This is a genomic window from Binatus soli (SeqCode) (assembly GCF_050015535.1).
Classification (GTDB): Bacteria; Desulfobacterota; Binatia; order Binatales; family Binataceae; genus Binatus; species Binatus soli.
In genome coordinates this window covers 40,869-60,223 of record NZ_JBEKBF010000001.1, presented here as the reverse complement: position 1 = coordinate 60,223, position 19,355 = coordinate 40,869, and the positions used below count along the sequence as shown (strand labels likewise).

19 protein-coding genes are annotated in these 19,355 nt (G+C 61.6%); 8 read left to right on the top strand and 11 right to left on the bottom strand.

The window, feature by feature from the left end:
- The first annotated feature begins 100 nt into the window (after positions 1–100).
- The 4 genes from ABR989_RS00270 to ABR989_RS00255 all read left to right on the top strand — a co-directional run bounded on the left by ABR989_RS00270 (position 101) and on the right by ABR989_RS00255 (position 2,768).
- A complete protein-coding gene (locus ABR989_RS00270; RefSeq protein ID WP_428124977.1) occupies positions 101–928 on the top strand; it encodes an alpha/beta fold hydrolase in 828 nt (275 codons plus the stop codon).
- Positions 925–1,752, top strand: a complete 828-nt coding sequence (locus ABR989_RS00265) for an alpha/beta fold hydrolase (RefSeq protein WP_428124976.1) — start codon at positions 925–927, stop codon at positions 1,750–1,752. Before ABR989_RS00270 ends, ABR989_RS00265 begins: the two co-directional genes overlap by 4 nt.
- 174 nt (positions 1,753–1,926) lie before the next feature.
- The gene (locus ABR989_RS00260; protein ID WP_428124974.1) at positions 1,927–2,562 is read left to right on the top strand and encodes a hypothetical protein; all 636 of its coding nucleotides are present in this window, start codon (positions 1,927–1,929) and stop codon (positions 2,560–2,562) included.
- The gene (locus ABR989_RS00255; RefSeq protein ID WP_428124973.1) at positions 2,526–2,768 is read left to right on the top strand and encodes a GNAT family N-acetyltransferase; all 243 of its coding nucleotides are present in this window, start codon (positions 2,526–2,528) and stop codon (positions 2,766–2,768) included. The genes ABR989_RS00260 and ABR989_RS00255 overlap by 37 nt, the downstream gene beginning before the upstream one ends.
- Before the next feature lie 86 nt (positions 2,769–2,854).
- On the opposite strand, the gene ABR989_RS00250 is transcribed toward ABR989_RS00255, so the two are convergent.
- From ABR989_RS00250 to ABR989_RS00240, 3 genes are all read right to left on the bottom strand, one after another.
- On the bottom strand, positions 2,855–3,298 hold the full coding sequence (locus tag ABR989_RS00250) for a GNAT family N-acetyltransferase (RefSeq protein ID WP_428124972.1): 444 nt from the start codon (positions 3,296–3,298) through the stop codon (positions 2,855–2,857).
- A 161-nt stretch (positions 3,299–3,459) separates the two neighbouring features.
- On the bottom strand, positions 3,460–4,071 hold the full coding sequence (locus ABR989_RS00245; RefSeq protein WP_428124970.1) for a hypothetical protein: 612 nt from the start codon (positions 4,069–4,071) through the stop codon (positions 3,460–3,462).
- 168 nt (positions 4,072–4,239) lie between these two features.
- The gene (locus ABR989_RS00240; RefSeq protein WP_428124969.1) at positions 4,240–5,019 is read right to left on the bottom strand and encodes a glutathione S-transferase family protein; all 780 of its coding nucleotides are present in this window, start codon (positions 5,017–5,019) and stop codon (positions 4,240–4,242) included.
- 232 nt (positions 5,020–5,251) lie between these two features.
- Here ABR989_RS00240 and ABR989_RS00235 point away from each other — a divergent pair, with 232 nt between their 5' ends.
- The gene (locus ABR989_RS00235; protein ID WP_428124968.1) at positions 5,252–6,049 is read left to right on the top strand and encodes a Sir2 family NAD-dependent protein deacetylase; all 798 of its coding nucleotides are present in this window, start codon (positions 5,252–5,254) and stop codon (positions 6,047–6,049) included.
- Here the strand turns inward: ABR989_RS00235 and ABR989_RS00230 are convergent.
- From ABR989_RS00230 to uppP, 4 genes are all read right to left on the bottom strand, one after another.
- Entirely contained in the window at positions 5,949–7,898 is a 1,950-nt protein-coding gene (locus tag ABR989_RS00230; RefSeq protein ID WP_428124967.1) for an ArnT family glycosyltransferase, read from the bottom strand. The two genes, ABR989_RS00235 and ABR989_RS00230, sit on opposite strands and share 101 nt — an antisense overlap.
- 195 nt (positions 7,899–8,093) lie before the next feature.
- On the bottom strand, positions 8,094–8,297 hold the full coding sequence (locus ABR989_RS00225; RefSeq protein ID WP_428124966.1) for a CDGSH iron-sulfur domain-containing protein: 204 nt from the start codon (positions 8,295–8,297) through the stop codon (positions 8,094–8,096).
- 151 nt (positions 8,298–8,448) lie between these two features.
- Positions 8,449–9,447 carry a DMT family transporter gene (locus tag ABR989_RS00220; RefSeq protein WP_428124965.1) on the bottom strand — a complete coding sequence of 333 codons (999 nt, stop codon included), beginning with the start codon at positions 9,445–9,447 and terminating at the stop codon, positions 8,449–8,451.
- Positions 9,448–9,450: 3 nt separating this feature from the next.
- Complete coding sequence (gene uppP / locus ABR989_RS00215; protein ID WP_428124963.1) at positions 9,451–10,236, bottom strand: undecaprenyl-diphosphatase UppP; 786 nt, start codon at positions 10,234–10,236, stop codon at positions 9,451–9,453.
- 242 nt (positions 10,237–10,478) lie between these two features.
- Here uppP and ABR989_RS00210 point away from each other — a divergent pair, with 242 nt between their 5' ends.
- A complete protein-coding gene (locus ABR989_RS00210) occupies positions 10,479–10,754 on the top strand; it encodes a sulfurtransferase TusA family protein (RefSeq protein WP_428124962.1) in 276 nt (91 codons plus the stop codon).
- A 134-nt stretch (positions 10,755–10,888) separates the two neighbouring features.
- On the opposite strand, the gene ABR989_RS00205 is transcribed toward ABR989_RS00210, so the two are convergent.
- Entirely contained in the window at positions 10,889–11,581 is a 693-nt protein-coding gene (locus ABR989_RS00205; RefSeq protein ID WP_428124961.1) for a hypothetical protein, read from the bottom strand.
- Positions 11,582–11,743: 162 nt separating this feature from the next.
- Between ABR989_RS00205 and ABR989_RS00200 the strand changes: the two genes are divergently transcribed.
- Together ABR989_RS00200 and glyA are read left to right on the top strand one after the other, a co-directional pair.
- A complete protein-coding gene (locus ABR989_RS00200) occupies positions 11,744–13,105 on the top strand; it encodes a ferredoxin--NADP reductase domain-containing protein (RefSeq protein WP_428124960.1) in 1,362 nt (453 codons plus the stop codon).
- 123 nt (positions 13,106–13,228) lie between these two features.
- On the top strand, positions 13,229–14,476 hold the full coding sequence (gene glyA / locus ABR989_RS00195; RefSeq protein WP_428124959.1) for a serine hydroxymethyltransferase: 1,248 nt from the start codon (positions 13,229–13,231) through the stop codon (positions 14,474–14,476).
- Positions 14,477–14,530: 54 nt separating this feature from the next.
- Here glyA and ABR989_RS00190 read toward each other — a convergent pair whose 3' ends face one another.
- The 3 genes from ABR989_RS00190 to ABR989_RS00180 form a co-directional block, all read right to left on the bottom strand.
- The gene (locus ABR989_RS00190) at positions 14,531–15,289 is read right to left on the bottom strand and encodes an SDR family NAD(P)-dependent oxidoreductase (protein WP_428124957.1); all 759 of its coding nucleotides are present in this window, start codon (positions 15,287–15,289) and stop codon (positions 14,531–14,533) included.
- Positions 15,290–15,491: 202 nt separating this feature from the next.
- Entirely contained in the window at positions 15,492–16,019 is a 528-nt protein-coding gene (locus tag ABR989_RS00185; RefSeq protein ID WP_428124956.1) for a Spy/CpxP family protein refolding chaperone, read from the bottom strand.
- 154 nt (positions 16,020–16,173) lie between these two features.
- Positions 16,174–19,344: an error-prone DNA polymerase gene (locus ABR989_RS00180; protein WP_428124955.1), complete on the bottom strand. Its 3,171-nt coding sequence runs from the start codon at positions 19,342–19,344 to the stop codon at positions 16,174–16,176.
- Positions 19,345–19,355 lie beyond the last annotated feature (11 nt).

The window sequence follows — 19,355 nt, the reverse complement described above, 5'->3', positions numbered from 1 at the left end:
TGGCAGCTAAATGGTGGCATGAAAGGCGCACGCTGCAAAGGTATCATGTCGGCGCGGGTGGGATCGGCTTCGAGATGAGAAAGGAAATTCCGGGGGACGGATGAAGTCGCATCGTTTCATAGCCAACGGGCTTGCGCTGAATTGCCTTGATTACGGAGGCGAGGGCAAGCCGCCGATCCTGTTTCTGCATGGCGGTTCCGCGCACGCGCATTGGTGGGACTTTGTCGCGCCGGCGTTCGTCGGCGATTTTCACGTGCTGGCGCTCGATCAACGCGGGCATGGCGACAGCCAATGGGCGGATGAATGGGCGTACGGCTCGCGTCATTACGTGTCGGATTTGGATCAAGTGATCGGCGGATGGGGATTCGGCGCGCCGATCCTGGTTGGGCACTCGATGGGCGCGCATAACGTGCTCGCATACGCCGCCGAGCACAGCGAAAGCGAAAGCGAAAAATTGCGCGGAATCGTGGCGATCGATCCTCCGCCCGACTACCCGGAGGGGGTGGTCGAATTTTTGAAGTCGATCGCGGAAAAGCCGCCGCGCCGATTCGAATCGCTCGACGAGGCGGCTCGGAATTTCAGGGTCCTGCCGCGTGAGACGCTGGCGAAAAAGGAAATCCTGGAGCACGTCGCGCGCCTGAGCTTCAAGCGGCACGCCGACGGCGGGTGGACGCACAAGATCGATCGGCGCACGATGATTCGCGAACCGTCGCGGGTGTGGAAGTCGTTGCATCGCATCGCATGCCCCGCGCTGATCGTGAAGATCACAAAGAGTCCGCTGCTGGATCGCGAGCTCGCAAAAAAAATGGCCGCGCAGATTGCCGATGGGCGGATGGCGGAGATCGATGATTCGTATCATCACGTCATGCTGGACAATCCCGAGGCGCTGATCGAAATAATCCGGGATTTTGTGCACGGTTTGAAATGACCGCGCCGCACAGCCATCTGCTCGAAGGCTCTCCGCGGCTCCATTACCTGGAGTGGAATCCGCACGCGCCGCGAACGGTTATCCTGCTCCACGGCAACTCTGCCAATGCGTGGTGGTGGGAACCGGTGGCGCGCGCGATTGCGGCGGAGTACCGCCTCCTCGCGCTCGACCAGCGCGGGCATGGCGACAGCGAATGGGCGCGCCCGGCGGCGTACTCGCCGATCGACTACGCAAACGACATCGCGAGGTTCGTCGCGCACGCGACCGCGAATGCGGAAAAGCCGGTGGTCGCCGGTCACAGCATGGGTGGTCTGAACGTGCTGGCGTTCGCGCGGGATCATCCGGACAGCGCACGCGGCGCGATTGCGATCGACGTCCCGGTCACCTCGACTCGCGGGCGCGATCGATATTTGGAGCGGCTGAAATCAATCCCGGTGGTGACCTATGCCGATCTCGCAACGGCGAAGGCGCGCTTTCGGCTGATGCCGCGCGAGGGCAGAGTCGCCGACGAAGTACTTGGTGAGATCGCCGAAAAAAGCCTGGCGCGCACCGATGAAGGCCGCTGGACGCTCAAGTTCGATCGCGAGTGTTTCCTCGGCGGCGACGGGATGGCGGTGCTCGAGACGATCAAGCAAATCAGGATTCCCATGATGCTGGTGCGCGCCGAGCACAGTCGCATCATGACCGCGGAGGGCGCGGAGCATGCGCGCGCGTCGAATCCGAATGCGCGGCTGGTGACGATTGCCGACGCACATCATCATGTGATTCTGGAGCGTCCCGAAGCGGTCGCCCGCGTCATCGAAGAGTTCGCCGCCAGCCTGTAACTCTTTCAATCTTTCACCGCGTAACGCCGCCGATGCTGAAGCCGGGGGCTGTGGTACGCTCCGCGCAATCGACGCAACGCCGCCGCCGTCCGTTTTCGCGCACCGCCCTCTCCGCGTTCATCTCACCGGCACTTTATTGATAGGCTCTAGCATTCAAAGGAACCATTGAACGCTATGCAACTTAGACTGGTAAATTGGCACGATCCGGCGCTTTTTCGATCGCACGTCGAGGGCTCTTTGTGCGAGCGCGAGGCCGAGAACAACCTCGTGTTCGGAATCCTCTCGGGCATAATCGATGGCCGACAGAAGTTTAGCGACAAGCCGCCGCTGCTTTGTTCGGTGGAGGCCGAAACTGGAAGTCAACTAGTCGCGCTTCGGACTCCACCGCAAAATCTCGTGCTCTCGAAGGCGAAGTCAGAGGAGGCGGTCTCGGTTCTGGCGCGCGAGCTGTGGGCCGCGGGCCATCAGCTTCCGGGCGTTAACGCTCCCTCGCGAGAAGCCGATATTTTCGCGGAGACCTGGTGTGAAATAACCGGCGCCAGGATCAGGCGGGAGCACGCCCAGCGGATATATTGCCTCGATCGGGTGAATCCGCAGCGTCCAATAGTCGGGCATCTTCATCTCTGCCATCAGCCGGATCTCGCGCTGGCAACCGAATGGATGCGGGCGTTCAGTCATGACGTGGGCGAGCATCAGGTACCGGCCGATCCGAGAAGGTTCATCGGCCAGCGTGAGGCGGGCCTGTTCTTCTGGATCGAGACCGACCGGTCTCGATGGCCGGATTTTCAGGGCCAACGCCCAATGGGATAAGAATCGGTGCGGTGTACACGCCGCCGGAATTGCGCGGGCGCGGATTCGCTGGCGCATGCGTCGCGGCGGTGAGCCAGTCGCTGCTGAACGAAGGCCGCAAGTTCTGCTTCCTCTATACCGACCTCGCAAATCCGACGTCCAATCACATCTACCAGGAGATCGGGTATCGACCGGTCTGCGATGCGTCTGTGCTCGTTTTCGAATAGGCCTCGGGATCTCTTCTTCGGAATTGGTTGATAGTTATACGAGGCGCAGTTTCAACTCCCTTTCATTTCTGAGGCAACAAGGACGTCTAGAGGTCGCGTTCCATCCTGCGGTGGGCGATGCCGGCTTCGTCGAAGACGCCGCCCACGGCGATGAATCCTTCTTTGAGGTAGAAGCCCTCAGCCGTAACTTGCGCGTGCACAATGGCCCGGCGGAATCCGCGTATGCGAGCGCGATCGACGAGGAAGCGCAGGATGTCAGCGCCGACTCCCGTCTTTCGAAAGTCCCGGATGACGGCCATCCGGCCAATCTTTACTTCGCTCGCCCCCTGTTCGACCATCCTGCCGCACCCGATGGGGTTGCCGTCGAGAATCGCCAGTGCGTGAAATGCGCGCGAATCGTAGGCGTCCACTTCAATTTCTTCGGGCACGCGCTGCTCTTCGATAAACACGCGCCGGCGAATCGCGTAGGCACGTTGCATGTCGGCGGGCGTTTCGATCGCAATCACTTTGAGGCGCGAGGGTTTAGCCACGAGCCAGTGACTAACGCGCGATGGGCGTAGCGTCAAATCCACTTAGCCGCGATTTTCGCGTTGACAAGCGCGACTGGTGAAAAGCAGGCGGCCCGGCCGCAATATCACGGCCGGGCCGCCCGTTCCAATCGGTTATCAGCCCGGACTATGCCCTTCCAGCGTCACCTTGGGGTCGGGGGCGGCGGGGGTACGATGATGCGATAGGCGCCCCGCTGCGACGCGGTTCCGCTAATTACCAAGTCGGCATCAGTCGAGAAGAAATCCACCCCGTACCCTCCCATTCCGCGGATCGCAAAGTCGTCATCGTTGGTTCCGCTGAGCGATGAGCAATTGGAACCCGGGCCGGTGCTGGTGAACGTGAGGGTCAAGGCGCCAGTGCCATCCGGATTCACAGAATACGTTCCGGTGATCGTGCCTGTGCAGACGCTGCCGCCGGCATTGAAGGTCTCGGTCCCGCCGGTGATATTTCCCGTGCCGTCCGCAGTCAGATTTCCGAATCCCGCGATCGGCGAGAGCGACGGCGGGTTGCCCGTAGTCGTGCTCGGTATCAGCCAGAAGCCGCTGAACCTGGTCGAATACGTTCCGTTGAGACTAGCGTCACTGAAAGCGAACGGAGTCGGCGTCGCGGTCGGGATTGCAGGAGTAGGACTCGGCGTCGCGATCGGGGTTCCAGGAGTAGGAATAGGTAGGTGACCACGGTCATGCGCCCAGACTGCGGGGCCGATCGCAAGTAGCAACGCCAACATTGCGATTGACAGAATCTTGTTTCTCATGATGATTCACCTTCAAATTCAGTTTTAGCCATGGTCGGCGAAGCTCAACGCCAGAAGCCACAATAAAATGTGCCAAAGCGAAGACAACCCCACCTAGGATCCAACTACCACCGACACGAAGCGGCTTGCAAACGGGAAGTTCGACCCCGGTTTTGAATCCAAAGGGCTTTAGATGACCGTCTCTTCCGCGAGCGCCGCCGATTTGCCGCGATGCTTGGCATAGATGCCGGCAGCCCATTTCAACGCCGGATGCTCCGCGAGCTGCGCGCGCGCCTGCGCCAGCGGCGCCGGGATTGCGGTGGGAGGCGGGTAGGGAAACTCCTTCGGCATCACCAGCGGCGACAGCAATGCGGCCGCGGTCAGATCGGCAACCGTGAAACCGTTGCCGACCAGGTAGCCCGAAGGCTGAAGGTCGCGCGCGATTCGATCCATCGCGGCGACGGTCTTATCCCGCGCCGCTCCCGCCTCGGCCGGATAGACCTTCATCTTGCTTCTCATCAGGGGCCGCACCAACGGAAAGATCGCGCGCATGAACAGTCGCTTTCCGAGGCCGGCCTGGCTGGTGAACAGCGCTGTTACCGTGGACGAGTAGGGCAGCAACATAAAATATCCCCATTGGCGGATGTACGGGCCCAGCTCCTCGTCGAAATAATCTTCCAGTTCGAGCGCGCGTTCCCGCGCCTCGCGGTCGGCGGGATAGAGCGGCGGATCGGGATGAGCTTTTTCGATCGCTTCGATGATGCGGGTCGAGTCGAAGATGATCGCGCCACCGAGCTCGAGGACAGGCACCGCGGTCTGTCCGGTCATCCTTCTGATTCTGGAAACATGAGGCCCGGGCAGCAGCGAGCGCCGCAGGTGCGGAACCTGCTTGTAATCGAGCGCCCAGCGCGCCTTCTCGGCGTAATGGGAAATCGCGAATTGCCAGAGCACCGGCGCCCGCGCTGCCATGTCTTTTGTGTTAACCGGGATTTCCTTTTACTCTCCGGCTTCAACTCGCCGTATAGAACGAACGGCGTTCCTCTGCAAGCTTTAGCCGGTTTTGGTCATACCGCCAAGCAGACATCATCGCGACCGCCTGCTTGCCTTTCTTGACCCACTACCCGGCCGTGCCGCGGTTATTATAGAACCGCACCACTGCCCGGCTTAAAATGTGAGATTGCGCACGGAGGGCGGATTCCCAATGGCAAAGGCAAGCCAGAAAGCGAGCGACGAGGAAATTCGCGAAGGCGCGAGGATGATCCTGGCGGCGCGGTATGCGATCGCGCTCACGGGCGCGGGAATGTCCGTCGAAAGCGGGATCCCGCCGTTTCGCGGGCCGGGCGGGCTGTGGACCAAGTACGGCGAGCCGCCGATGAACGGCTTTCAGCGCTTCATGGCCGATCCGAAAAAAGCGTGGGAAGAGCGGCTCAGCAAACGCAACGACGAACTTTTCAAACCGCTTACGGTTGCCAGGCCGAATCCGGGCCACCTCGCGCTGGTGAAAATGGAAGAATTGGGAGTGCTGCGCTTCGTGATCACGCAGAACATCGATGACCTGCACCGGCAGGCCGGGCAGAAGGCGCTCGCGGAAATTCATGGCAACTGGACTTTGATTCGATGCCTCGATTGCATGACGCGGTTTCATCGCGATGCGATCAGCCTGGAGAAGCTGCCGCCTGCGTGTCCGCGATGCGCAGGATTGTTGAAGTCGGACACGGTTTCCTTTGGCGAGCCGATTCCGATCGACGTGCTGAACATGTGCGCGGAGCATTCGGCGAAGGCAGACCTGGTGATCGTGGCGGGGACCTCGGCGACGGTTTATCCGGCGGCGGGATTCGCGCTGGAAGTGAAGCAGCGCGGCGGAATACTCATCGAAGTGAACCTCTACGAGTCGGAGGTCACGCAATATTGCGACGTGAGCTTGCGCGGCGGATCGGCGGAGGTGCTGCCGCGGCTGGTGAAGGCGGTCGACGAGATTCGAAGAGAGACCATGTCGTAGAAATTCCTGCTTCAATGTAGCTGTCGGCGGGTTTTTTGGACGGCGGAGCCGGGGAACCTGCGCGCTGGCGAAGGAGGAGCATCTCGTCGGTGCCGTCGAGCGAGGTCGGGTTGCTGGTTATCACGATGTCGAAGCGGCCTCGCCTGGACGCGGGAAGCGCATTGAACAGAGCGCGCCAGGCGATCAGGTACTCGGGCATCTCCGGATTTCCTTGCGAGACGATCGGAATTGTGCGGCGGCTGTAAAAGGCGACGTCGTAGTTGAGCACGCCCAGATAGCCGACCGGACTGTCGCCCACAATTTTCATGGCATGATCGGTAAAGTCCCTGAGCGAGAGAGTGTTGGCGATGGCCGGAACGACGACAACGTTGGCCGCAACGGTGGTGAAAACCATCGCGGCCGCAATCGCGAGCACCATTCGTTCGATACGCGGACGGGTGAAGATCATAAAGACGCCGAGTGCGACAACCGCGAGCGGCATCGCGAGGTCCAGCGCCCAATCCTCGGCAACAACCGAGGTCAAGACGCGTGGAAAAGCGGGTGCGCGAATGCCCGCCGCCTGCAGCAGATCGGCGAACTCCTGTGGCCTGCCGACGAGCATCGCAAGCGCAATCAATCCGGCGCCGCCGAGGATCAGCATCGCGAGACCGGACAATCGCGCGATCCAGTGGACACAAGCGCGCGCAGGCTCAGGACGCACGACAGCCTCGCGGACATAGATCGCCACCAGGGTGGCAAAAGCGGGATACATACAGAGCAGGTACACGCCGCGCTTGCTCTGCGGGAGGTTGTAAAAGATCAGCACCGCGGCGAACCAGACGATGATGTATTTGAGGCGCGGATCGAGTGCGCGCGGCGCGCGCGCTGCCTGGACGCCGACGATCGGCAGCAGAATCGTCCACGGCATGAATCCGGCGAGAAGAGCGAGTTCCATATAGTAGAAGGGATGGATGTGGCCCTCGTGGAAATCGGCGCCGCCGGTGAAGCGGAGCAGATTTTCGGCGAGAATCTGCTTGCGGAAAAAATCCGGGCCGCCTTCGATCAGCGCTGCAAGATACCATCCTCCGGCGAGCACCAGGACGACGATCGCGCCGCGCACGAGACCGATTCGGCGCAACAGGTTCCATCGTTTCTCAGCGGCCAGCCAAATCACGGCGACCAGCCCCGGAAGAATCAACCCGATGGGGCCCTTGGTCAAAATGGCGAGCGCGATTGCGACGTAGAGCAGCATCCGCCGGCGCGTCAGTCCCTCGGCCATGAAAATGAATTCGAAGAACGCGACCTCCATGAAGAAGGTCAGCGTCGTGTCAACGCGGGCGCCGGTCCCGGCTTGCAGGTACTGAAACGTGGTGGCGAGGATGAGCGCGGCGAAGAGCGCGGTCACGTTGTCGAACAGGCGGCGCACATAGAAGTAGCAAACGATCACGCCGGCGATAGCGAGCCCGGCTGACGGCAGCCGCACGGTGAATTCGTTTACGCCGCCGGCAACGAGCGAGACCAGCGCGGCCATCCAGTGCATCAGCAGCGGCTTGGAGGGGATTTCGACGCCTGCGCGCTGTGGGAGAATCACGCCGCCGCCGTGGACGATGTCGAATACGGTGACGGCCTCGCGCGGTTCGCCCTTGGTGTAGAGCGGATAGCCGCCGAGATTTACGAGATAGAGCGCGACTCCGACAATCAGCAGTATCGGCCATGCGTAGCGCGGCTCGGCTATATACTGGAGCCAATCCGGAGGACCGGTGATTGGCGCGACCGCGGGAGCCGTAGCGGCGGGATCGAGAGGGGCTTCACACTCGGGGATAGAAGCCGGCTCGGGATCGTCGCGCGTAATCTCTTCAGGAAGTTTCAACTTTTCAACCGTTGCCACGGTGGGCAGTATTAAGAGCATCGCGAGCATCGCGACCGGCTCCGAATAACATACCGGCACCGGCGGAAATAAGCAGGGGGGAAACCTAAACCCTAACCCCTTCCCACGTGGGAAGGGGAACAATCGAGTTTACGCTGAACGAAGTCGAAGGGCCCGGAACAACTTAAAAACTAAAAACTAGTATTCGGTCTTGACGCGGGCGCGGCCGATGTCGTCGTAAACGTAAACGTCCGCGGGATTTTCGTCGCGCGTTTTCTTGTGCGAGCCGTCGCAAAATGGCTTGTTCTTCGAGAGTCCGCACGCGCAGATATAGACCGGCAACTCGGTGCCTTCCGCAACCTCGTAGGGCGTGTTCCTTTCGTGTCTGACAATTCGGGCCATGAAGAATTCCTCGCGTTGAATTTCTGTTTTCTGTTCGCGCGCAATTCCTGCGGCAGAATCTGTGGGTCACTTAAGACCAGCAGAGTCGTAGAGTCAAATGCAGGGGCCGGCACCTGCGCCCAATGCGTTTCTTGGAATGTCAAAGCGGGAATCAGATCAGGGGTTCGTGGATTGCCTCGGCGGCTTCCGAAGCAGGTTGCTTGCGATGCGGATCGGCGCCGAGGACGAGAGTCAGTACGCCGCTGACCGAAATGAGGATGCCGACGACCTCGCGGGTAGTTGCGTGCTCGCCGAGAAACATCACGGCGAACAGAATCGAAAGTATCGGGATTCCGGGCACGACCAGCGCTGTCGTCCACGCCAATGAGAGCCGGCTGATGGCGCCGTACCAGGTGACCGCGCTCAGAAAATAGATAAAAAAACCGGTCACGGCGATCACGCTGAGCGAAGTCAGGTCGGCGAGTTGCACGAGCGAGCCGCGGCGGAAGATCAGCAGCATCGCGGTCAGAACAAACGACGCATAGAAAAATCGGCCGCCGGCGACCGAGGTCGGCGTCAACGGAGGCATCAGCTTCAGACCCATCACGTGCGACGTCTGCCAGAATAGAGGAGTCGCGAAGATGATGGCCGCGGCCCATAGCGGTGAAAATGAGCCGCCGCCGGCGAACACCGAACCGATGCCAACGAGGATGGTGGCGGTCGCGAGTATCTGGCGCGCAGACGGGCGCTCGCCGATGAAGACTGTCGACAGAACCAGCGAATAGACCGGCTCGGTTTGCAGCAGCAGCACACCGGCGACGGCGCTGATGCGGGTGAGTCCGTAGGTGAGGGTGAGGCTCGTCAGCACGGTTCCCGCCATCGACATCATGAACAACCGCGCGCGATAGCGCGGGTCCACGATCAATCTCAACTCGCCGCGGAATTGGAGAAACGGAATTGAGCAAATCGAGGCGAACACGACCGCGCTGGTGCAGAAGAGCAGGGGATCGAGATGTACCGCACCCCATCGCGTGATCACGGGCTGGCCGGCGCCGATGATCGTGTTGATGATGCAGAGCGTCACGCCAACCTGAAAGGCTCGCGCGCGGCGGGCCGTGGCGTTTTCGTTGACGACCGGGGACACGGACGTAGCTGAGCTGTCGGTTCGCATCGACTACGACCGCGCCACGTAGACGGCAATAACAATCGCGGCCAGCACGATTCGATAAATCGCGAAGGGCCTGTAGCTGTGGGCTCGTAAGAAATGCAGCAGGCCGACAATCGCGAGCAAACCGAAGACAGCCGAGGCCGCAAAGCCCCATCCGAGCTGAGCGGCGAGGCCCGTATGGAAAAGCTTGTGCGCCTCGAGCATGCCGGCGCCGGCGATAATTGGCGTCGCCATCAGGAACGAAAAATTGGCGGCGTCGGCGCGATCGATGCCGAGGATGCGGGCCGTCGTAATCGTGGCGCCCGAGCGCGAGACGCCGGGGATGATCGCGAGCGCCTGGCTTAGCCCGATCAGGAGGGCATCGAGGAAAGTGAGGTCATCTATGCTGCGTTTTTTCGAGCCATACCAATCTGCAACCCATAAAAGAAGCCCAAGGGTAGTCATCGTGGCCGCGATCAGCAGCGGCGAGCGGAAGACCGTCTCGGCTTGCTTCTCCAGCAGGACGCCGATGATGGCGCCGGGAACTGAGGCGACTATCAATAGGAACAGCAGGCGGCGGGGGAGGCGGTTGCCGACGGCCAGCGATAATCCCATATCGAGCCATTCGCGCCAGTAATAGAGTAACAGCGCCAACAGCGTTCCAAGGTGAAGGGCTACATCGAAGGCAAGCCCCGGATCCTGCCATCGGAGCAGCCAAGGGACGAGTATAAGGTGGGCCGAACTGGAGACCGGCAGGAACTCGGTTAAGCCTTGGATCGCGCCGAGAACGATAGCCTGAAATACGGAAAACATAATATTTTCAGGCCCTTAGGAAAGGGCCGGACCTTTCGCGCATAATTGCGCCAGTCGGGACCCATGACCACGAAACGGACCGAGAGGTGAATACATGTCGAATTTGCTCCTTGACGGGCTCAACACATAGTCTAGAATTGGTTGCGCGGGAAGCGGCCGAATGATGGTGAGGGGAGCAGGAGGCTCTATTGCCTATGAACCGAGTTGCTAGAGGCAAAGTAATTCCGTTACGGGAAGTAAGCGTGGTCGAGTCGGACCGGGAACCCGACCAGTCTGCCGTTTGGGATAACATCAACCAGGGCGAACCGCATCCATTTCCGGTTGTTTCAACACTGCCGCGTCTGCCGGTGATGATCCCGGACGAGATTCTGGATTACTACGGATGGGTCTTTTGCCAAGGCGGGTTTCTCAATCTCCACATGACATTCGAGCAATTTCTGGCAGTGGTCGCGGCAGTAAGTCCGGCCGGCCTGAGCCCGGAATACGACGCGAGCGAGGCGTCCTTCCCTAACGACTGACCCCCCGCGATAGCGCGAGAGCATTGTTTCGATGCCTGCCCGGGCGCGCTTGGGCAGGCATCGATTTTTGCACGATTCGATTTTCATGATTTGGTTTTTCGGTTTTTCGGGCCCGGCGTGGACGCGCCTTGGGTTCAGTTGTCAGTTGGGGCTTCCTTTTTCGGCTCGCTCAGCAACGTGTTCCTGATCCAGACGCTGGGTAGATTGGCAGCGTCGGTGGGCGATTTGAGTCCGTTATCCTGCGCGATTTGCCGCCAGTTGTCCTCATTGCCGGTCGCCCGCCGGGCGAGAGCCTTCAAGTCCTCGTTGGGCAGGAGGGCGTAGTTGACGCCGCCCTCTTTGGGAGTGCCGCCGGAGGGAGGGAATTTCGCGGCGAGCTGGTCGATTTTGCCGAACAGGTTCAGGCGCGTGCTGACCTTGTACTTGTCGAGGTCCTGGTCGGGGATGTCCTCGGTGCGGACATTGACGATTATTCGGGAGCTGCGATCGCCGTTCGGCACGACTTCAATCTCGTAGCGATACTGCGGATGCACACCGACGATGCTGCCGAGGATGCCGGCGCGCGTGTCGGCATCCTTCCACAGCGTGACAAGTTTGTCGTCGGACTTGACCTCGAACAGAATACCCTCACCGCGCAGCACATCCTGGATCAGAAGGAACGAATCATTTACGTTGTACGGGACGTCGTGCTGCTCGCCCTCGACCGCATCGGTGCCGCCGCCTGCCGCGCGATTGGCGAAATATGGCGCGAAATAACATCCCGCGAAAAGCACTATCGAGGAGACGATCGCGATTTTTCGAAATTGCCCAAACACAGTCCGCGCCACACTCATCACAACCGGTAAGGAAACCATGAGAGTTTCATGCGCGCAAGACGAACTGCCGTGGCGGTAGGGGGCGGTTTTGGCTCCGCTTGAGGTTGCGCGACAGGCTCGCAGACGGTAATTAAATACCCTTATGAATGTCCCAGGAGGCAATTACAGATCCTTATGACTGATACAGCAAATGTTTCATCGCGCCACGTGATGGCCGTGATCGGGGGCGCGACGGCAGGTTCGGAAATCGCGCGGATCCTGGCGGGGTACGGCGCGCTCGTGATCGTGTTCGAGCAGAATTCGCGGCCGTACGGAAAAATCGAAGACGGGTTGCCGCGATGGCACGTCAAGCAGCGCCACGATGAGTACGAGGAGATCAACAAACGCCTCGACCATCCCAATATCGAATACGTGCCGATGACGGGGATGGGACGCGATATCGATTTCGAGGAGCTGCGGACCCGTTGGGGAGTCAGTGGAATCGTACTGACCAACGGCGCATGGAAGGATCGCCCGCTTCCGATCGAGGGCGCAGATCAGTACATCGATCGCGGGCTGGTCTACCAGAACAAGCTGATCTATTGGTGGAATCACTATCCGGAAAAGTCTTACGACGGTCCGCGCTACGAGCTGACTCCGGGAGCGCTCGTCGTCGGCGGCGGACTGGCGTCGATCGACGTGGTCAAGGTCGTGCAGATCGAGTACGCGCTTGCGGGGCTCAGGGCGCGCGGCATCCAGGGCGACATGCTCGATCTCGAGCGCGAAGGGATCGAGCCGGTGCTGAATGCGAAAGGGTTGAAGTACGCCGACCTCGGCATCCCGCCATGCAGGCTGTATTATCGCCGGCGCGTAATCGACATGCCGCTGTCGGATATTCCTGCCGACACGCCGCAAAAGCGCGCGGACGCGCTCAGGCAGGCGCGGGTAAAGATCGTTGACAAGGCGCAGCGCAAATTCCTGTTCGAGTTTCACGAACTGCGCGCGCCGGGCAAAGTGATCGCAGAGAACGGCACGATGGTCGGGTTGAACTTCAACCGCACCGAAGTCACGGGCAGTCAAGTGCGCACGGTCGAGGAAGGGGTGGAGGACGCGCTCGCGAAGCTGACGATCAGCTCGATCGGAAGCATCCCGCAACCGATCCCTGGAATTCCGCAGAAGGGCGAGACTTATATCTACGCCGATCAGAAGATCGGCCTGCTGATGGAGGGGCCGACCGCGGTCTTTGCGGCCGGAAACGTGCTGACCGGCAAGGGCAACATCAAGGACTCGCTCGAAAGCGGAACCGAGATTGGACTGCGCGTGGCCGAGGCGTACCTGGGACTGTCGGACGAGAAATTGAACCTCGCAGAGGGCGCGCGCAAAGAGGCGGCGGCGTCGGCCGAGAAGATCGCGGGCGCGATGAGCGTGCGGCCGAAACTTGCGCCGGAAGCCGTCGCGAGCCTTCTGCGCCGGGTGCGCGAACGCCAGCGTGCGGTCGGCTACGAGGGCAATTTCCGCGCGTGGCTGGCCAAGGTGACGCCGGCCGATCTGCAGTAGCAGGCTGTCGAAAAATTTTCGCGCGCCGACCGGCGGACAACTCCATCGCGAGTTGTCCGTCCAGTTTTGCGTCGGTGCGTCCGCGCCTATAGGCTCATCGGATGACGGCAATGGAGGTGCGGCGTGGACGAACTCAAGCGAACTGACCCGGAGATTTATCAGCTCATCAAGGATGAAGAGCGCTACGAGATCGATTCGGTCCGGCTGATACCGTCGGAGAACTACGTCTCCAAAGCGGTGCTTGAAGCGACCGGATCGATTCTCACCAACAAATATTCCGAAGGCTACCCGGGGCGCCGTTACTACGAGGGCCAACGCTATGTCGATCAGATCGAAATGATCGCGATAGATCGCGCGAGGGCGCTGTTCAAAGTCGATCACGCAAACGTTCAGCCGTACTCGGGGTCGCCCGCAAATCTCGCGGTCTATTTTGCGCTGCTCAAGCCGGGCGACACGATCATGGGCTTGTCGCTTCCCCACGGCGGGCATCTGACGCACGGATGGCAGGCGAGCATCACGGGCACGTTCTGGCGTTCGGCGCAGTACGTGGTGGATCGCGAGAGTCACGTCGTGGACTTCGACAAAATTCGCGAGATGGCGCGCGCGGAGCGGCCGAAAATCATCGTGACCGGAGGCACGGCGTATCCGCGGCTGTGGGACTTCAAGAGCTTCAGCGAGGTCGCGAAGGAGGTCGGCGCTATCCTGCTCGCCGATATTTCACATATCGCGGGACTCATCGTTGGCGGCGTGCATCCGGATCCCGTGCCGTACGCCGACGTAATCATGACGACCACGCACAAGACGCTGCGCGGCCCGCGCGGTGCGATGATCATGTGCCGTAACGAATACGCCGAAGCGATCGACAAGGCGGTTTTCCCCGGGCTGCAGGGCGGTCCGCACAATCATACGACGGCGGCGATCGCCGTTGCGTTGAAGGAAGCATCGACGCCGGAGTTCAAGGCGTACGCGAAAAAAATGGTGAGCAACGCCAAGACGCTGGCCGACGAACTGCTTGCGCGCGGCTTCAGCCTGGTCTCGGGCGGCACCGACAATCATCTGATCCTGGTCGATTTGACGAACAAGAAAGTGATTGGCACGAAGGGCGCGAAGGCGCTCGACGCGGCCGGAATCGTCTGCAACAAAAACACCGTCCCGTACGATCCGCGCAAGCCGTTCAGCCCCAGCGGGCTTCGGTTCGGCACGCCGGCGGTAACCTCGCGCGGGATGGGCGACGCGGAGATGCGGCAGATCGGGAAGTGGATTGACGAGGCGATCGCGCACGCCAACGATGAGGCGGCGCTGAAGCGCATCGCGGCCGAAGTCACCGAGATGTGCCGCAGGTTCCCCGCGCCGGGAATCACGCTCAACTAGCGATCGCGGGCGCGCGCGAGACCGGCGACGCCGGATCGCGCGGGCGAGCCGGCCTCAGCCCGCCATGGTCAGGCCGCCGCTCACGCTGAGCACCTGGCCCGTGACGAAGTCCGAATCGGAAGAAGCGAAGAATGCGACCGCGCCCGCCAGGTCCGCCGGTTGCCCGAGCCGGCGAAACGGGATGCCACGCGCCATCGATTCGAGAACTTTCTCGCGCCCCGCCATCGCGTTCCTGAGCAAAGCGGTGTCGGTTGGCCCCGGGCAAACGACGTTGACATTGATGTGATTTGCCGCGAGCTCGCGCGCGAGTGTTTTGGAGAAACCGATGATGGCGGCCTTGCATCCCGCATATACGGCTTCGCCACTGGAGCCGACGCGGGCCGCGTCGGAAGAGATCGAGACGATTTTGCCTGCGCCGCGGGATTGCATCCGCGGCGCCACGGCTTTGCAGCAATTGAGCATGCCGCGAAAGTTAATCGCGATCACTTTATCCCAAAGATCGGGGGTGGACTCGACGAACGGCAACACGACGTCCCATCCGGCGTTGTTCACCAGGATGTCTATTGGTCCCAGTTCACTTTCGACGCGATCGGCAGCTGCGATTGCTTCGGCAAGTTTGGTGACGTCAAGTGCAACCGCGATCGCGGCTGCGCCGCCGCGGCGAATTTCCGCGGCGGCCTGCTCGGCGGAATCGACTTGGATATCCGCCAGCGCCACCTTTGCGCCTTCGTCGGCGAGCCGGAGCGCGATCGCGCGCCCGATCCCATTGGCTGCGCCGGTTACGATTGCGACTTTGCCTGTGAGGCGGGCCACGATTCTAATTTAACTGACGATCCAGCCGCCGTCGATGATGAACGGCGCTGCGGTGGAATGGCGGACCAACGGCGAAATCGGGCAGCCCGTCGCTCATTCCAGAGTGAGCCGGCGCCGAGTTGACGCCATGCGAATTGCCGGACGGGGTCGCCGCCGAATTGCCGCGACCCCGTCCAACTGGGGAGGTTGCCGAACTTATTTCCTACTCGGCCGGTGTTGAATCGCTGCCGCCTTGCGCCCACAGAGCCTTCATCTCGGCGTGAATCTGGTCCAGCTTGGCCTTGGTCGCGGAGATTTGCGCGAGCTGAGCCGGAGTCAGCAGGTTGCGGATCGCGATAGCGTCCTGAATCCGCTCGTTCGCCATCTGATCGTGGATCTGACTGGCTGTCGAAACCGAGCCGGCCACGTCGGCGGCGGCTACCGGGCCGGTTGACGTGAACTTGGCCGCGATTGCCTCCTTGGCTGCCTTGAGCTGCTGGAATTCAGCCTTCTGCGAAGCGCGCCGGGCCTGGAAGATGGCATGGATCTGCGTCTTCTGCGCGTCAGTCAGATTGGCGCTCTTCAGCAAGCGCATAAACGGAGCGCTGTGCCCTCTCATACCGCCATGCATGCTGCAATGCCCCATGGGGCCGCCACCGCCTGAATTCGAGGAAGCGACATGAGCAACCGCAACGACCAGGATGATTGCCATGACTACGGAAACGACACCGCGAGACAACTTTGAAACCATAAAAGACTCCTTGAATGCGTGGAGCGGCCACCTTGATTGGCGACGATTGCTCTAATCTAAATGTACGTTAACCGAAAAAACCGGTTACGAGCTTTGTGTGCCGTCGGCGACCGGGTTCGGCGGGGGACGTCGATTCGTGCGTGAAATCGCGCGATCAATGAAAATCATGCGACGGCGGAACCGCGCCGGGAAGCTTGATTTCCTCGAAGCGCCGCGCGCGAATCGCGGTCACGCCGTCAACCGTTTGCAGCACGCCCTCGGCCAGCAGAATGCCGGCACTGCGCAGCAGCAGGCGGTTTTTCTGGAACAGGTCGGGCGTGACGATCAGGTTGGCAATTCCGGTTTCGTCCTCGAGCGTGATGAACAGGAAGCCCTTGGCCGTGCCGGGGCGTTGGCGCACGATCACGACGCCGGCGGTCTTCACCCAGGATTGATGTCTGGCGCGCGTGAGATCGTCGGCGCTGAGAATTCCGCGCGCGCTCAAATCGCCTCGCAGATACGTCATCAGATGAGGTCCGGTGGTGAGGCCGGTCGCGGCGTAGTCCGACAGCGTTTCATCGATAGGCGCCATCGAGGCCAGGGGAACCTCGCTATCGCGCGGCTTCGCGCCCGCAAGCAGGCTGGTTGGATCGCGTTCGACGGCGGCCGCATTCCACATCGCGTCGCGCCGCGCCAGGCCGAACGCGGCGAACGCGCCCGCGTAGGCGAGCGCGTCGATCTCGCGGCGGTTCGGTCCGACGCGCGCGGTAAGATCGGCAATCGAATCGAACTGTCGCCGCGCACGCTCGCTTTCGATTCGAAGTGCGATTTCCTCGCGGATGCCCGTGACGTATCGCAGTCCCATGCGAATCGCGGGCCGCCGATCCACAATCTCGATTGTGCATTTCCAGTTCGAGCGGGTCACATCGACGGGGATCGCGACGACACCGTGACGCGCGGCGTCCTTCACCAGCGTTGAGGGATGATAGAAGCCGAGCGGGTAGCAATTCAGCATCGCGGCAACGAACGCCGCCGGATGATGATGCTTCAGGTATGCCGACGCGTACGCGATCAGCGCGAAGCTGGCGGCGTGCGATTCGGGGAAGCCGTACAGGGCAAAGGATGTGATCGAACGCACGATATCGTCGGCGAGGTTGCCCTGCAGGCCGTTTCGCAGCATCCCGGCGCGCAGCCGTGCTTCGATTTTCTCCATCCGCTCGGCAGAGCGCTTGAATCCCATCGCGCGGCGCAGTTCCTCGGCCTCACCGCCGCTGAAGCCCGCCACCGTCATCGCCATTCGGAGCAACTGCTCCTGAAAAAGCGGGACGCCCAGCGTGCGTTTGAGGATCGGCTCGAGCGAAGGATGCGGATACTCGACGGGCGCACGATGGTTGCGGCGATCGAGATAGGGATGCACCATTTTGCCGACGATCGGGCCGGGGCGAATTATCGCGACCTCGACCACCAGGTCATAAAACCGCTCCGGCTTCATCCGTGGCAGCGTCGCCATCTGCGCGCGGCTCTCGACCTGGAAGACGCCGACCGTGTCCGCGCGCCGGAGCATCGCATACACGCCGGGGTCGTCGGGCGGAAGATGCGCGAGGTCTATCTCGACTCCTTCGTGCGCGCGGATCATCGGAAGAGCCTCTTTCAGCGCGGCCAGCATCCCGAGTCCGAGCAGATCGATCTTGATAATGCCGAGATCGGCGCAGTCGTCCTTGTCCCATTGAATCACCACGCGGCCGGGCATCGAGGCCGGCTCGAGCGGGACGATTTCATCCAGTGGCTGCGCGGCGATCACCATGCCGCCGCTATGCTGCCCGAGATGGCGCGGCACGCTCTGAATCCTGCGCACGAGATCGGCCAGCATCGCGATTCGCGGCGCTTGCGCATCGACGCCGCCGCGCTTGAGCAGCGCCACGAGATCGTCGTGATGGTCGCGGAACTCGTACACCTGGTTGAGCCTGGCGAGACGGTCAACCTGTTCGGGCGAAAAGCCGAGCGTCTTGCCGACTTCGCGCACGGCGCTTTTTGTTCGATAGGTGATCACGTTCGCGGTCATCGCGGCGCCGCGTTCGCCGTAGCGGCGATAGACGTATTGAATCGCCTTCTCGCGATCGTCGCCGCTGGGCAGGTCGAGGTCGATGTCGGGCCATTCGCCGCGCTCCTCGGAAAGGAAGCGCTCGAACAGGAGTTCCATCTTGACCGCATCCACCACCGTGATTCCGAGCGCGTAACACACCGCGCTGTTGGCCGCGGAGCCGCGTCCCTGCACCATGATCCGATTCTCGCGGCAGAACTGGACGATGTCCCATACGATCAGGAAGTAGCCGGCGAGCTTGAGCCGCTCGATGATCCCGAGTTCGTGTTCGAGTTGGCAACGGGTGCGATCGTCGATCGCGCCGCGCCATCGCTCTCGCGCACCCGCATAAGTGAGTATTCGCAAATAGCTGTCGGCCGTTTCTCCGGGTGGAATTGGATAGTCGGGGAAGCGGTATCCCATGTCGGATAGCTGGAAGGCGCATCGTTCGGCAATCGCGCGCGAGGCGGCGACGGCGCCGGGCAGATCGCGAAACAGCGCGGCCATCTCAGCCGGCGATTTCAGATGACGCTGACTGTTGATCCACAGCGCGCGGCCGGCTTCCTCGAGCGTGGTCTTGAGCCGGATGCAGGTCAGCACGTCGAGCAACCTGCGATCCGAGCCGCCGTGGCATACGTCGTTGGTCGCGACCACCGGGATTCGCGCCGCGCCGGCAAGCGCGGCGAGCTTGCGATTTAGGCGCTCCTCGCCGGCGTCGAGATGACGCTGCAAATCGATGTAGAAATTTCCCGCGCCGAAAATCCCGCCGAGCCGCCGGCCCAGATCGCCGGGATCCTCGCCGCGAACGAGCATGCATGACAGCGGGCTCATCACGCCGCCGGCAAGGCAGATGAGTCCGCGGCCGTAGCGTTCGAGCTCGTCCAGCGTAATGCGGCTCCCGCCCTTGGCGGGATAGACGGGCGGCGCGGCGGAGCCGTCGCGTGCGAGCGCGCCGGGATTGAGGACGCGCATCTTCGAGTCGGTGATCATGCGGCAGAGATTTTGATAGCGCTCGCGATCCGGTGCGAGGACGTAGAGGCGCGAGTTGTCGTCCAGCGTCAGTTCTGCGCCGACGATTTGCCGGATTCCCGCGGACTTCGCAGCCTGGTAAAAGCGCGGTGCGCCGTAAAGTCCGTCGCGATCGCCCAGCGCCATCGCGCTGTAGCCGAGTTCCGCCGCGCGCGTCGCAAGATCCTCGGGCGTGCCAGCCCCCTCAAGAAAGCTAAAAGCACTCCGCGCGCGAAGCTCGATGTAGTCGGAGTTCATGCCGATTCGCC